This is a genomic window from Aquimarina pacifica (assembly GCF_000520955.1).
GTDB lineage: Bacteria > Bacteroidota > Bacteroidia > Flavobacteriales > Flavobacteriaceae > Aquimarina > Aquimarina pacifica.
The window spans coordinates 31,265-44,301 of the sequence record NZ_JACC01000040.1 but is presented as its reverse complement, the minus strand read 5'-3'; the positions used below and the strand labels follow the sequence as shown (position 1 = coordinate 44,301).

15 protein-coding genes are annotated in these 13,037 nt (G+C 37.6%); 14 read left to right on the top strand and 1 reads right to left on the bottom strand.

The window, feature by feature from the left end:
• Positions 1-8: 8 nt before the first annotated feature.
• The 14 genes from DZ60_RS0117830 (at position 9) to DZ60_RS0117765 (ending at position 12,407) form a co-directional block, all read left to right on the top strand.
• Positions 9-1,286, top strand: a complete 1,278-nt coding sequence (locus DZ60_RS0117830) for an efflux RND transporter periplasmic adaptor subunit (RefSeq protein WP_025743385.1) — start codon at positions 9-11, stop codon at positions 1,284-1,286.
• A 115-nt stretch (positions 1,287-1,401) separates the two neighbouring features.
• Positions 1,402-1,740, top strand: coding sequence for a P-II family nitrogen regulator (locus DZ60_RS0117825; RefSeq protein WP_025743384.1), 339 nt, complete (start codon positions 1,402-1,404; stop codon positions 1,738-1,740).
• Positions 1,741-1,755: 15 nt separating this feature from the next.
• On the top strand, positions 1,756-2,178 hold the full coding sequence (locus tag DZ60_RS0117820) for a Fur family transcriptional regulator (protein ID WP_025743383.1): 423 nt from the start codon (positions 1,756-1,758) through the stop codon (positions 2,176-2,178).
• Between the two features lie 44 nt (positions 2,179-2,222).
• On the top strand, positions 2,223-2,570 hold the full coding sequence (locus DZ60_RS23365) for a SpoIIAA family protein (RefSeq protein WP_034230063.1): 348 nt from the start codon (positions 2,223-2,225) through the stop codon (positions 2,568-2,570).
• A gap of 9 nt (positions 2,571-2,579) precedes the next feature.
• The gene (locus DZ60_RS0117810; protein WP_025743382.1) at positions 2,580-5,105 is read left to right on the top strand and encodes a heavy metal translocating P-type ATPase; all 2,526 of its coding nucleotides are present in this window, start codon (positions 2,580-2,582) and stop codon (positions 5,103-5,105) included.
• A 36-nt stretch (positions 5,106-5,141) separates the two neighbouring features.
• Positions 5,142-5,576 carry a Fur family transcriptional regulator gene (locus tag DZ60_RS0117805; RefSeq protein WP_025743381.1) on the top strand — a complete coding sequence of 145 codons (435 nt, stop codon included), beginning with the start codon at positions 5,142-5,144 and terminating at the stop codon, positions 5,574-5,576.
• A gap of 178 nt (positions 5,577-5,754) precedes the next feature.
• A complete protein-coding gene (locus DZ60_RS0117800; RefSeq protein ID WP_025743380.1) occupies positions 5,755-6,114 on the top strand; it encodes a SpoIIAA family protein in 360 nt (119 codons plus the stop codon).
• Between the two features lie 25 nt (positions 6,115-6,139).
• A complete protein-coding gene (locus tag DZ60_RS0117795; RefSeq protein WP_025743379.1) occupies positions 6,140-6,406 on the top strand; it encodes a hypothetical protein in 267 nt (88 codons plus the stop codon).
• A gap of 168 nt (positions 6,407-6,574) precedes the next feature.
• Complete coding sequence (locus tag DZ60_RS0117790) at positions 6,575-7,117, top strand: hypothetical protein (RefSeq protein WP_025743378.1); 543 nt, start codon at positions 6,575-6,577, stop codon at positions 7,115-7,117.
• A gap of 33 nt (positions 7,118-7,150) precedes the next feature.
• Positions 7,151-9,112, top strand: a complete 1,962-nt coding sequence (locus DZ60_RS0117785) for a heavy metal translocating P-type ATPase (RefSeq protein WP_025743377.1) — start codon at positions 7,151-7,153, stop codon at positions 9,110-9,112.
• Positions 9,113-9,648: 536 nt separating this feature from the next.
• A complete protein-coding gene (locus DZ60_RS0117780) occupies positions 9,649-10,500 on the top strand; it encodes an RteC domain-containing protein (RefSeq protein WP_025743376.1) in 852 nt (283 codons plus the stop codon).
• A gap of 276 nt (positions 10,501-10,776) precedes the next feature.
• Positions 10,777-11,055 (top strand): helix-turn-helix domain-containing protein, encoded by a 279-nt coding sequence (locus DZ60_RS0117775; RefSeq protein ID WP_025743375.1) that lies wholly within the window; start codon positions 10,777-10,779, stop codon positions 11,053-11,055.
• 99 nt (positions 11,056-11,154) lie between these two features.
• Positions 11,155-11,748 carry a hypothetical protein gene (locus DZ60_RS0117770; RefSeq protein ID WP_231567362.1) on the top strand — a complete coding sequence of 198 codons (594 nt, stop codon included), beginning with the start codon at positions 11,155-11,157 and terminating at the stop codon, positions 11,746-11,748.
• Positions 11,745-12,407, top strand: coding sequence for a P-loop NTPase family protein (locus tag DZ60_RS0117765; RefSeq protein ID WP_110355858.1), 663 nt, complete (start codon positions 11,745-11,747; stop codon positions 12,405-12,407). Before DZ60_RS0117770 ends, DZ60_RS0117765 begins: the two co-directional genes overlap by 4 nt.
• Positions 12,408-12,409: 2 nt before the next feature.
• Here the strand turns inward: DZ60_RS0117765 and DZ60_RS0117760 are convergent, their stop codons facing one another.
• The gene (locus DZ60_RS0117760) at positions 12,410-12,835 is read right to left on the bottom strand and encodes an exodeoxyribonuclease X C-terminal domain-containing protein (RefSeq protein ID WP_025743372.1); all 426 of its coding nucleotides are present in this window, start codon (positions 12,833-12,835) and stop codon (positions 12,410-12,412) included.
• Positions 12,836-13,037: the final 202 nt, after the last annotated feature.

Below are 13,037 nucleotides of genomic sequence, written 5' to 3'. Positions count from 1 at the left end.
AAAGAAAAATGAAGAATATACTATTAGTATGTACCGTATTATTTACACTTATGTTTATGAGTTGTAATGATACCCCAAAATCTGAACTTGGGCACAACGAAGCCGAAGGCGTATCAAAAACCAATGAAGCTGGGGAAGATGCACACGGCGAGGAAGGCCACAATCACGGCGAGGAAGGCCACAATGAAGGAGAAGAAGAAGGTCACAGCGAGGAAGAAGGCGTTGTAGAACTCACAAAGCAACAGGCTGAAACCATAGGTTTGGAAATGAAACTTTTGGAGGAACGCAATTTAGGGAACAACATTAAGGTAACGGGAACGCTGGAGCTTTTCCCACAGGACAAGGCGAACATAAGCCCTTTTGTTGGTGGAAATGTGAGTTCCATAAAAGTAATCCCTGGAGATAACGTAAAGAAGGGTCAGGTGCTGGCATATATAGAACACCCGGATATCATTGCAATGCAACAGGATTATCAGGAAAAAAATGACGAACTGGTCTTTTTGAAACAGGATTTTGAACGCAAGCAGACGCTATATGACAAAGGCGTTTCTTCTGGCAAGGAATTTCAGATGGCACAATCAAAATTTCGTTCCACAACATCCAGCGTCAATGGTTTGAGGGCCCAATTGAAGTTGTTGGGGATTAATCCGGAAAAAGTGGCGGAAGGCCAGATATATTCCGCAGTTCCCATTACCACACCCATAAGTGGTTATGTGGATGAAGTAATGATTAGCCTTGGCGATTACGTGGCACAACAATCCAAAATGTTCTCAATAAGCGATAATTCAAAAATTTATGTCAACTTCAAAGTCTATGAAAAAGACATAAAGCAAATCAAGCAAGGACAACAGATATATTTTTCCACGGCCTCTCGCCGAGATGAACTGCTTAAAGCAACCGTTCGGTCTATAGGTAAAACTTTTGAGACAGACCCAAAAGCCATAGAAGTTCTTGCTGATATAGAAAACAAGGATAAAAATCTTTTGCCAGGTATGTATGTAGAAGGGCGCATAGTGCAGGGCGAGAAAAAGGGTTTTGCCGTTCCGGAAGCCGCCATTATAAAGGAAGGCGAGCAATCCTTCATTTTTATCTTGGATGAAGATGAGGAAATGGAAGAAGGCAAAATGAAATTCAAAATGATACCCGTAACGGTTGGTATTACTGATTTAGGCTTTGTTGAAGTCAATCTGCCTGCCGAAGTTTCAACCGATGCCAAAGTCGTGATAAACGGAGCTTATAACCTGTCTTCCGAGATGGTTAAAGGCGAACTGGAACACGGACATTAATTCAATAATAATCAAAGATTTTGATTCCGAGTTTGTTTATCGTCTTAATTAGTTAGTTAAAAATTAGAAAACAGGCTCGGTTCAAAATCGATTAAAAATTTAAAAAATTCATAATATGAAGGAAATAAAAGCATTTATAAAACCGAACCGAATCCAAAGAGTCATTGAAGCACTTTCTGACAATGGATTTGAAAGTATGACCCTTTCAAATGGAGAAGGCACAGGAGCATTTAAGGCAAAAGGCGCAAGACCGTCGTTGGATTTTCGTATTACCGATAGTCCTGTAGTTAAGCTGGAATTGGTCTGTCAAAATGAGGAAGCCCAAGCTGCCATTGAAATAATTTTAAAAAATGGCAAAACGGAAGAACCTGGAGATGGTATTATCTATATAGCAAATATTGAGGATGCCTTTCAAATTAAAACTGGAGAATCCTTAAAACGGTACGACCTATAAAACACTTTGTTGTAAATGGAAAAATTAGTTCAACTTCTGGAAAGCAAAGGGATACGACCTACGGCTATGCGCTTGATGACTTATAAACGTTTGGCGGAATTAGAGGCGGCCATAAGTCTTGGCGACTTGGAAAAGGATTTTAAGGTCAGTGAAAGAAGCACCCTATTTAGGACTATGAAAACATTTGAAGAAAAAGGTATTGTGCATCAAATTGAGGATGGTACGGGAATTATAAAATACGCCCTTTGCGAAGAAAATTGTGAATGCGAGGTCGGCAACGACCTTCATTTGCACTTTCATTGCAACAATTGTAATGAAACAGTCTGTTTAACAGAGCATAAAATCCCTCACATCAACTTGCCTGATGGCTATATCACGAAGGACATTAACTTGGTGATAAAGGGTATCTGCGAAAAATGCAGTGGCAATTTGGATTAAACCTTTGGTTTTTAAATTCAATTATCATTTATAAATAATTAGCAATGATAACAATTTATAAAAAAGAAGCTACGGTATATATGGTAGCAGAAAACAAGCTGGATACCAAGGATTATGAAAACTTGATACCGGTCTTAACAGAACACATAAATGCATATCAGGAAGTTTTCTGGTACATTGAAATGCAAAATTTTGAAGGCTGGACGGTAAGTGCCTATTGGAAGGGCATTGAATTAAACCTTCCGAATGAAAAGCATTTAAAGCGTGTTGCTTTGGTGGGTAGCGTTAAATGGCAGGAGCAATTTACCGAGGTATTGCTTCCTTTTTCAGAAGCTCATATAAAATTTTATAAGACCGAAGAAAAAGACGATGCCAAAGAGTGGATAAAATAAAAATAAAAAATGGAAAAACTACAACTAAAAATACCGGTCATCCTTCCGCAAGTTCCTAACGAAAAAGATTCTTGTGTTGAAAGGCTTATTCAAAAACTACAAGCTAAAGAGGGCATCGAAAAAGTGCACATTGCCGATGCAAACGGAGATGATGTGCCGCAGCTCTGTTTTCATTATGACCCAGATATCATTTCCATTGACCGCATCCAATCCCTCGCCGAAAGTACTGGTGCCAAGATTACAGAAAAATACGGGCATTTGCTCATTGAAGTTAAAGGAATCAGACACACAAGACAGGCTCGTTCCATAGAGAAAAGCCTTTTGACAATCAATGGAGTTTTGGAAGCTTCCGTTTCAGGCTCTGGAATGGTACGACTTGAATTTGATAAAAAACAAACAAATTTTGATGAAATAAGCAAACAAATTGAAAAGGAAGACCTTCAGGTTCAACGCAGTGCTTCAAACGAAAATGATTACACCAAAGCATCCAAAAAACAGGAGCGTTCAAAGAAGGAAGAGACTAAAGAGCAAACTTCCACAGAGGGACACGAGTACAAAGAAGGCGAGACCCACGAGGAAGGAGAAGAGCACGCCCACGGTGGTATTTTCGGTAAAAATACGGAGCTCATTTTTTCCATTATCTGTGGGGCACTTCTCGGAATAGGTTTCGGCCTTTCCTATGTGGAATCCATCCCAGATTGGGTCAGTCTTACTTTATACATTGGCGCTTACTTTTTCGGTGGTTTCTTTACGGCCAAGGAAGCAGTACAGACCGTCGCCAAAGGCGGTTTTGAAATTGACTTCTTAATGTTGGTTGCCGCCATTGGTGCCGCCATTCTGGGAGAATGGGCAGAAGGTGCATTGTTATTGTTCCTGTTTAGTTTGGGGCACGCCCTTGAACATTATGCAATGGAAAAGGCCCGAAAGTCCATTGCGGCACTGGCAGATTTAGCACCAAAAACGGCATTGCTCAAAAAAGATGGCAAGACCGAAGAAGTTGGAATTGAGGAATTGAGTATTGGCGATATTATAGTGGTCAAGCCCAATAGTAAAATATCCGCAGATGGCGTCGTGGTCAATGGAAAAAGCAGCGTCAACCAGGCACCTATTACCGGGGAAAGTGTACCCGTGGACAAAATTCCCGTGGAAGATACGAGCAGGGACTATTCCGCAGATGATGATATAAATGATGAAAACCGCGTGTTCGCCGGAACTATCAACGGTAATAACACGCTGGAAATAAAGGTAATCAAAGAAGCCAAAGACTCTACGCTGTCCCGACTGGTCAAATTGGTCAACGAGGCACAGACCCAGAAATCCCCAACCCAACTGTTGACCGACAAGTTTGAAAAATACTTTGTACCATCCGTACTGATATTGGTGGGTATCCTACTCTTTGCCTTTTTGGTCATCGACGAGCCATTTAGTGCCAGCTTTTATAGGGCGATGGCGGTATTGGTCGCAGCAAGTCCCTGTGCATTGGCCATTTCAACACCAAGCGCGGTATTAAGCGGTGTGGCACGGGCAGCACGGGGCGGTGTACTTATCAAAGGTGGGCGACCACTTGAGGATTTAGGGGTCATTACCGCTTTGGCTTTTGATAAAACAGGCACGCTTACCGAAGGAAAGCCTAAACTTACCCAAGTTGTTCCACTTGGGGATATAGAAGAAAATGAACTTATAAAAATAGCCGTAGCTGTTGAAAATTTGAGCGACCACCCTTTGGCAAAAGCCGTTGTAAGGGATGGAAAAGAACGTCTGGAAGGCACTTCAATACCCGATGCGACCGATTTGGAAGCTGTTCTTGGAAAAGGTATCAAAGCTTCTTTGGGCAAGGATAAAATCTATATTGGAAACCTTGACTTGTACGAAGACCTCGATGAAGCAAAACCACCCGAAGAAATATCGAATAAAGTAAAAGAACTTGAAGGTGGTGGAAATACCACAATGCTCATAAGAAGGAACAAAGAATATATAGGTATCATCGCCCTGATGGATACCCCACGGGAAGCGGCCAAGGAAACCCTTAAAAAATTAAAGGAAATCGGTATTAAGCGGATGATAATGCTAACCGGGGATAATCAAAAGGTTGCCGATGCCGTTGCTAAAGAAATTGGGTTGACCGATGCCTGGGGAAGCCTGTTGCCAGAGGAAAAGGTTGATGCCATTAAAAAATTAAAAGAACAGGAATCCAAAGTCGCAATGGTAGGCGACGGTGTGAACGATGCCCCTGCAATGGCAAACAGCACCGTAGGAATCGCAATGGGTGCTGCGGGCAGTGATGTAGCATTGGAAACAGCTGACATTGCCCTAATGGCCGATAAACTGGAAACCCTGCCCTTTGCCATAGGTTTGAGCAGGAAGGCAAAAACCATTATTAAGCAAAACCTTTGGGTAAGCCTCGGTATTGTGGCATTGCTCATACCATCGACCATTATGGGTTGGGCCAATATCGGTATTGCAGTGGTCATCCACGAAGGCTCAACGTTACTTGTGGTTTTTAATGCGTTAAGGCTTTTGGCTTATAAAAAATAAATTTAATAAAAAAGGGTTGCTTTTGAAAAGGTTAAAATGACCAAAACGGAAAAGATACTATCATATCACGGGATTCGACCTACTCAAATGAGGTCGAAGATATACAAGTTCCTGAAAAGGAAACAAAGTGCCGTGTCCTTTTCCGATTTAAAAAAAGCCTTTGTTCAAAAGAGCGAAACCAATAAAACAGCCAACAGAACGACCTTTTATCGCAATCTCAAGATTTTTGAGGATAAAGGGTTGATTCATCAGATTAATGATGGTGTCGGGGTGTCAAAATATGCGATTTCTGATGAAAATGCCAAAGGTAAATACGGTACAGATTTACATATGCACTTTCATTGTACCGATTGTAGGAAAACAATCTGTTTACCAAATAAAATATCGGAAGAAAGCTTGCCAGACGATTATGAAGTGAACGATGTGAACCTTGTATTGAAAGGAATTTGTGAAAAATGCAGAAAAAAATAACAGGTGGGAGTACTTGAACCTTGAACCCTTGCGCCCAATGGTCCAGTTCAGGTTTCTTCCACCCTCTTTAACTACAAAATATGACAGAACTAAAAAAATCATTATCAGAAGGCATCATAAGGGCGGAAGAATGGTTTTATGATTTAGAAGGATAATACTTAATTAAAAACTATATAAAATGTTACAGATAATCGAGTTAAAAGAAAAAAATATTGTTGCAACAAAAGCTTCGGGAAAATTGAGAAAAGAAGATATAGAAAAAATCCATCCACTTATCCACGCTATACTGGACAAGGGAATGAAAGTCCGTTGGTATTTTGAGATGGTCAACTTTACGGGTTGGGATTTACCTGGTTTATGGGAAGACCTGAAAATGGACACAGCCCACGCCACGGACTATGAAAAAATAGCAATGGTAGGAGATAAAAAATGGCAGAATTGGATAACCCAATTTATGAAACCTTTTACCAACGCCGATATTAAGTATTTCAATTTAGACCAAAAGGAAGAGGCCAAAAGTTGGATTGAAAGCCTGTAAAGTTTATAACTGTAAAAGACAAACGATGAATAAAAAAAACATTCTTATTACCATTTTAATTGGGTTTGCAGTAGGTGTTTTTATCCTTCAACCTTTTGGAATAACAATTTTCACGTTTAGCAGACAGAATTATGAAATTAATTGGTGGCAATATTTAATAAATAATTTCATTGAAATTTTGAATATCAATGGGAATCAAATTTTTGAGAACACTCTGTTTGGCTTATTAGGTGCAAGTGTTGCGCTGATTTATTATTTCGGTAAAAGAGAAAAGGATATAGATAACAAGTAGCGGTAAATCGTTATAGGAATGAGCGAAATTTTTTATTTAAATAAGTTAAGTGAAAACTTAATTAATAGCAGGCAGCTTTTATGATGCTTTTTAAAGCAAAATGATTAATAGCATTAAAAGCAAAAGTAGAAGCTGCTTTTTTAAATTATACAAGTAAAGATGGGCATTATGAATATTAAACATTGTTTTTTAATAATCTTGTTGGTTAGTTATTATAAGGTAAATGCCCAAAAAGTTTATACAACTGAAGAAGGTCATATTATGATGATGACTTTGGTTGACAATAAACCCGTCAAGGCAGAAAGCCATAAATTGGCACTATATCTTGATTATGATTCCAAAGTGGTCAATGGTGTACTCGACCTTAAGACTTTATCAACAGATAGTCCTAAAATCAATGCCCTTTTAGAACAGCGGGAAGACCCTTTAATACTACGATTTACTGGCACAATTCCATCACAAGATTTTTTATCAAAACGGCACGACCCTATCAACTTTAATTGGCTGATAGATGTTACTTATCAAGGGAAATCCTTTAAATCACAATTTAAAGCAACCATTACCCATATAGAACAAGGAGTAAGTATGTCCTGCCTGATAAGTGCAACCGGACAATTATTGGTTTCAAATACTGGTTTGGATTCCTTAATAAAGGGTATCGATGATACCATAGAGGTGCAGTTTGCCCAATTGGTGTTGAGATTGGAATGACTGTGAATTTAAATAAAATTATAATTTAAATAAATGAAAAAGAAAAAGCAAAATTCACAGCATATAAATGACAGCGAAAATTGTTGCATTGGCAATGATGGTAGCCATAACAGTAATGACAACGCAAGTACTTTTAAAATTTATTTGCCCGCTACATTCAGCTTTGTAATGCTGATAACTGGAATTATCGTTGATTATCTGGAGATTTTCCCGCATTTTTCCGATTGGATAAGGATTGTTTGGTATGTTATGGCCTATATTCCTGTTGGATTTCCAGTTATAATTGAAGGCTGGGAAAGTATTAAAAAAGGAGATTTCTTTACGGAATTTCTTTTGATGTCAATTGCCACAATAGGGGCATTCGCCATTGGCGAATATCCTGAAGGTGTTGCCGTGATGCTATTTTATGCCGTGGGCGAATTGTTCCAAAGTGCCGCGGTTAAAAAAGCCAAGGGAAGCATCAAGGCATTACTGGATGTACGACCTAATGAAGCCTTGGTCTATAGGAACAACAATTATGTTTCTGTAAATCCAGAAACCGTTGCCATTGGCGAAAAAGTACAAGTTCGTGTGGGCGAAAAAATCCCTTTGGATGGTATTTTACTTTCTGAAAAAGGCTCGTTCAATACAGCGGCTTTAACGGGCGAAAGTAAACCCGATACCATTGCAAAGGGAGAAAAAGTATTTGCGGGAAGCATAAATTTGGACGGTGTAATTGAAATAGAAACCACCAAAGAATTTAAGGACAGTTCTATTGCACGAATCCTCGAAATGGTTCAGAATGCCACGGCACGTAAATCGAAAACAGAATTGTTTATTAGAATATTTGCAAGAATTTATACGCCTATTGTAGTGTTCTTGGCGATTGGGTTAACATTTTTACCTTACTTTTTTGTGGATGAATACGTGTTTAGCGATTGGTTATACAGGGCATTGATATTCTTGGTCATTTCCTGCCCGTGTGCTTTGGTAATCTCTATTCCGTTGGGTTATTTTGGTGGATTGGGAGCAGCATCCAAAAATGGGATTCTCTTTAAGGGCGCATCCTTTTTGGACGAAATGACAAAAGTAACCACGGTTGTAATGGACAAAACCGGAACTGTGACCAAAGGTGTTTTCAAAATTAAAAATGTCGTCGTAAATAATGGGTCATTGAGCGAAGCCGAAATGATGAAATACCTGATGGCGATGGAAGAACAATCAACACATCCCATTGCCAAGGCCATAATGGAATACAAAGCTGATGGCGAAGATTTTCAGGCAACCAAAGTAACTGAAGTTGCAGGAAAAGGATTAAAGGGAACGGTCAATGGCAAAATTGTTTTAGTTGGGAATAAACCATTGATGACTTCAAATAATATTGAAGTTCCATCTGAAACCGACAACATTGTAGAATCCGTTGTGATGGTTTCTATTGAAAACAAATTCGCTGGCTATGTCATCATTGCAGACGAATTGAAAGCAGATGCCCACGAAGCCATCAAACAAATTCGAGAATCCGGTATTTCCAAAATCATAATGCTTTCCGGCGATAAGGATTCCATAACCCAACAAGTGGCAAAAGAAATGAGTATTGATACTGCAAAAGGCGGTTTGTTACCAGAAGATAAGCTCAACGAAGTTGAGCATTTGAAAAAACAATTTAATACTAAAGTAGCCTTTATAGGCGATGGCATCAACGATGCACCGGTTTTGGCAGCGAGCGATGTTGGCATTGCAATGGGTGGTTTGGGCAGCGATGTGGCGATAGAGACCGCAGATGTAATCATCCAAACAGACCAACCAAGTAAAATAGCTAGAGCCATAAAAATAGGACGTTCTACAAGACGCATCGTTTGGCAGAATATTGGGTTGGCCTTTGGTGTAAAAGCAGTGGTTTTGGTTTTGGGCGCAGGTGGTCTGGCAACGATGTGGGAAGCAGTTTTTGCCGATGTAGGCGTGGCCTTGTTAGCCATTCTGAATGCGGTTCGATTACAGAAGATGAATTGGAAATAGTATAAAAGAATGTCTCAAAATAGAAGAAATAGAAGAAACAAAAAAAATCGGAAATCATCGAATACCGACATCACAAAAATAGATAAGGTCAAAGGTATTCTTATGATAATCCTTATGGTAATAGCCGCATTTCTGCTTTATTTTTTTGTACTAAAAGGAAATATTCATAAGCATTAATGAATTAAGAGGATATAATATTCAAGCGTTTTGTGTGGCTACAAAAATTGAATTGGAAATGATTGATAAAGAGTAAAAATGATATTCTATGTCGGAAAATAGACGGAATAGACGAAATAAAAAAAGCAATAAAGTACCCTCTGTAAAAAATAGCATTACCAAAAAAGATAAAATAATTTGGATTAGTATTCTAATCGTTGTTATCGTGTTAATCTTCTTTGTACTGTTCTTGCAATTCCTAAAGTACTTTATATCTGTTTAATTGATTGGTTTTAACTTTCTCAATTTAACTGTTACTAACAATTTTAAACGCAACACTATTGTACAATACGAAATGATAATAATGATACCGAAAATAAATGGTTACAAATTACGACGATATATTAAAAAATTTAGACAATAAACTAGATATTCTTGAAATAGAAGAACAAGATATTTTACTCAAAGCTGAAAAAGGGATTAAAATTGCAAAACAGACCCTTAAATCAATTAGAAGTATCGTAGTTGATTATGAATTTGAAACCAAATTAGAGGAAATTCATTTCTTTAAATGTACTAAACCAAAAATTTATAGCAAACTTATTTATTACGTAAAATTATTTAACATTGAAAGTAAAAGACCCAGGGGAAGCAATAAATCGCAAGTAAAGTATTTGAACAATTATATCGAAAAACTTCAAACTTACTTTAACGACAATCTTGACTTTTACCATTATTACCGCAGGGAAGCTGCCGTGTTTGATGAGCAGTATTTTTTAAGAGGTAAAGCAGATATTAGGTTATTCCCAGACTCATTTCACTTTTTTGTTGATGAAGAGTTTGCAACAAGTCACGATAGTACCGTAGCCACGATTTTAGCTTACGACCTGTTGATTGTGCACCTAAAACGAGAGATTGATAAATTGGAAAATAATGGAAATTATGCAAATTTAAGAATGATACAAAGAAAGCCAAAAATTACGTGGACGGCACACAAAATATACTTAATTGAACTAATTTACGCTTTGCACAGTACAGACGTCATAAATAATGGGACTGTTGACATTAAAGATATTGCCTATTTTGTTGAAAAAACGTTTAAAGTGGACTTGGGCGATTATTACAGGGCTTTTTTGGAAATACGGATGCGTAAAAATGGGAGAACCAAATTCTTGGATATACTAAAAAAGCAGTTGACCAAACGGATGGATGATACTGATAACGTAAAATAAGACACCCAAGATGCTTCAACTTGGGTGTTTCTTGTTTTATGGAAAATCTCATTTTATTTGGTGGTTTTTAGATAGGGTATTTTTTCTGAAGAAGTACCAAAACCCTCTATTGTATTACATTGAAAATGAGAGAAGAAAAACACCCAAGTAGGCCTAACTTGTGAATAAAATCCAGCAAACTACCCCAATTTTGTAGAACGAAAGTCAAATCAGGTCAGGGGCTATCATTTTAGATGAAAGCAAAACGGTAGTCCCTTTCTTTTAATCCGTTCTATTATGCCCACAAGTATTATTACCACAGACGACCTTCGAGAATTCAAAATGGAACTGCTCGATGATATCAAGGAACTACTCAATAGCCAATCTGGTCATATTACCAAAAGGTGGCTAAAATCCCCTGAAGTAAAAAAGCTTTTGGGAATCTCTTCTGGCACGTTACAGAATTTAAGAATTAATGGCACATTGCCCTACACCAAAGTAGGGGGTGTACTCTATTACGATTACGAAGAAATAATTAGCGTAATGGAAAATAATAAAGTTCATAACAAATTCTAAATCGTTTTGGAGCAGGTCAATTACATTAAGCACCTAAACGCTGTATTCTTACAATTCTCAAAGGATAGCCGTTTAAATCCCACGCACATAAGTTTGTACGTGGCATTGTTTCAATTATGGAACAACTATCACTTTCCGACAGAATTCTATATCAATCGAGAAGAAGCGATGCGGTTTTCCAAGATTGGTTCAAAAACTACCTACCATCGCTGCATCAAAGAACTACATCATTGGAAATACCTATTATACGAACCCTCACATAATCCATTTAAAGGCAGCAGAATCAAGATGTTCAATTTTGGGACAAGTGATGGACAAGCTCTGTACCCAAACCCTACCAATATCGGGACAAGCAATGGACAAGCGGTGGTATCTATAAACAAACATATACAAACAGGAAAAAACAAAGCAAATGATACTAAACTTGACAAGCCAAAAAATGAAAATGAAGTCATTGATTTTTTTGAAAAGGAAAATTGGCCAGAATTGGAAGCCAAAAAATTTTACAACCACTACCAAGGCATCGGTTGGAAAGTAGGTGGAAAAACAAAAATTGTCGATTGGCACGCCACAGCTCGAAACTGGATGATAAAGGCCGAAGAGCTAAAAGAAGAAAAAACAATGGTTGCAGTTAGCCAAAATACGGACAACCTAAAGACAAGTTCCAACAAAAATTATAATGAACCATTATGAATCCCCACAAACCACATATCATTACCGAGGGTAGCGTTCAATACACCTTGGGAGAACTGAAAGACAATCAAATGCTTTATGATTTTGATAAAATGCTAATTTATCTCAATGCCAAAGGAAAACTACTTTTTGGCAAGAAATTCAAAATTTTTGAAGAAGACCGTGATATTATATTCAAGCTCTGTAATTATTTTATCAGGGATGAAGCTAATTGCAAAAAATTAGACATCGACCGCGATAAAGGGATTTTGCTTTCTGGTCCTGTTGGTTGTGGAAAAACCAGTTTAATGAAACTGTTACGCCATATTGTGCCACATCAGAAATCGTATGAGGTTATACCCACACGAAACATTGCCTTTGCCTTTAATAATATTGGGTACACCATCATTGAAAATTACGGCGACAAAAAGTTTTATTGTTTTGATGATTTGGGTGTAGAACCCACCGGAAGGCATTTTGGAAAAGATTGTAATGTAATGGGCGAAATCTTACTTTCACGTTATGATTTATTTTTAAGTCATAAAACTAAAACACACGCAACTACAAACCTCAATGCTAAAGAACTGGAGGAACGTTATGGGAATAGGGTACGTTCAAGGATGCGACAACTGTTCAATTTAATTGCCTTTGATAAAAGCAGTCGTGATAAAAGGGATTAAATCTAATTTTGGTTTTCTTCCTCTAAAAGAAGTAGTTCGTGTATCATATCGCTTTCATCCAAATATTGAGCCAACCATTCTTGTTGGGAAAGCCAATTGATATACTCTTTATCAGATTCCCAAATAGCTTCAACATATTCCCCTCTATATTTACCGAAACTAAATTTCGTTCCAGAATCTTGTCCCTCAACTTCAGTATCGAACAATTTGTAATAGGTTTCTAATAAACCTTCTTCTCTACACCTGTAATACAGCCATTGTTTTTTATAGCCTTTGTATTGCCTTCTTTTTTCAAGATATTTTACCTTTTCAACATCAGATAAGGCCTTAAATGAATTTCGTTTGGTTTTTGGTTTAAACAACCATCCAAAAGTCATCCCCAAAGTATTTTGAAGTACGTTCAAAAAGAAAATTGCAATTGCTCTCATTTTATTTGCACTAGAGTTTATAACACTCTAATTAGGCCTAATTTACGAAAAAAGACCAAAATTTTGACTTCCAGAAGTAAAGATATATTCTTAATAAAATTTTAACAATTTGTAGGAAACCGTAAGAATTTAAAAAGACATTTCAGTATATTTATAGGCGATTACGCTTAAAATATTAATGTTTAAAAAGCTAATGGGTTTT

Coding starts and splice junctions, on each gene's coding strand:
- DZ60_RS0117805 (WP_025743381.1), top strand. CDS start 5,142: ATGACCAAAACGGAAAAGATACTATCATATCACGGGATTCGACCTACT.
- DZ60_RS0117775 (WP_025743375.1), top strand. CDS start 10,777: ATGCCCACAAGTATTATTACCACAGACGACCTTCGAGAATTCAAAATG.
- DZ60_RS0117785 (WP_025743377.1), top strand. CDS start 7,151: ATGAAAAAGAAAAAGCAAAATTCACAGCATATAAATGACAGCGAAAAT.
- DZ60_RS0117795 (WP_025743379.1), top strand. CDS start 6,140: ATGAATAAAAAAAACATTCTTATTACCATTTTAATTGGGTTTGCAGTA.
- DZ60_RS0117800 (WP_025743380.1), top strand. CDS start 5,755: ATGTTACAGATAATCGAGTTAAAAGAAAAAAATATTGTTGCAACAAAA.
- DZ60_RS23365 (WP_034230063.1), top strand. CDS start 2,223: ATGATAACAATTTATAAAAAAGAAGCTACGGTATATATGGTAGCAGAA.
- DZ60_RS0117830 (WP_025743385.1), top strand. CDS start 9: ATGAAGAATATACTATTAGTATGTACCGTATTATTTACACTTATGTTT.
- DZ60_RS0117765 (WP_110355858.1), top strand. CDS start 11,745: ATGAATCCCCACAAACCACATATCATTACCGAGGGTAGCGTTCAATAC.
- DZ60_RS0117820 (WP_025743383.1), top strand. CDS start 1,756: ATGGAAAAATTAGTTCAACTTCTGGAAAGCAAAGGGATACGACCTACG.
- DZ60_RS0117780 (WP_025743376.1), top strand. CDS start 9,649: ATGGTTACAAATTACGACGATATATTAAAAAATTTAGACAATAAACTA.
- DZ60_RS0117825 (WP_025743384.1), top strand. CDS start 1,402: ATGAAGGAAATAAAAGCATTTATAAAACCGAACCGAATCCAAAGAGTC.
- DZ60_RS0117810 (WP_025743382.1), top strand. CDS start 2,580: ATGGAAAAACTACAACTAAAAATACCGGTCATCCTTCCGCAAGTTCCT.
- DZ60_RS0117790 (WP_025743378.1), top strand. CDS start 6,575: ATGAATATTAAACATTGTTTTTTAATAATCTTGTTGGTTAGTTATTAT.
- DZ60_RS0117760 (WP_025743372.1), bottom strand. CDS start 12,835: ATGAGAGCAATTGCAATTTTCTTTTTGAACGTACTTCAAAATACTTTG.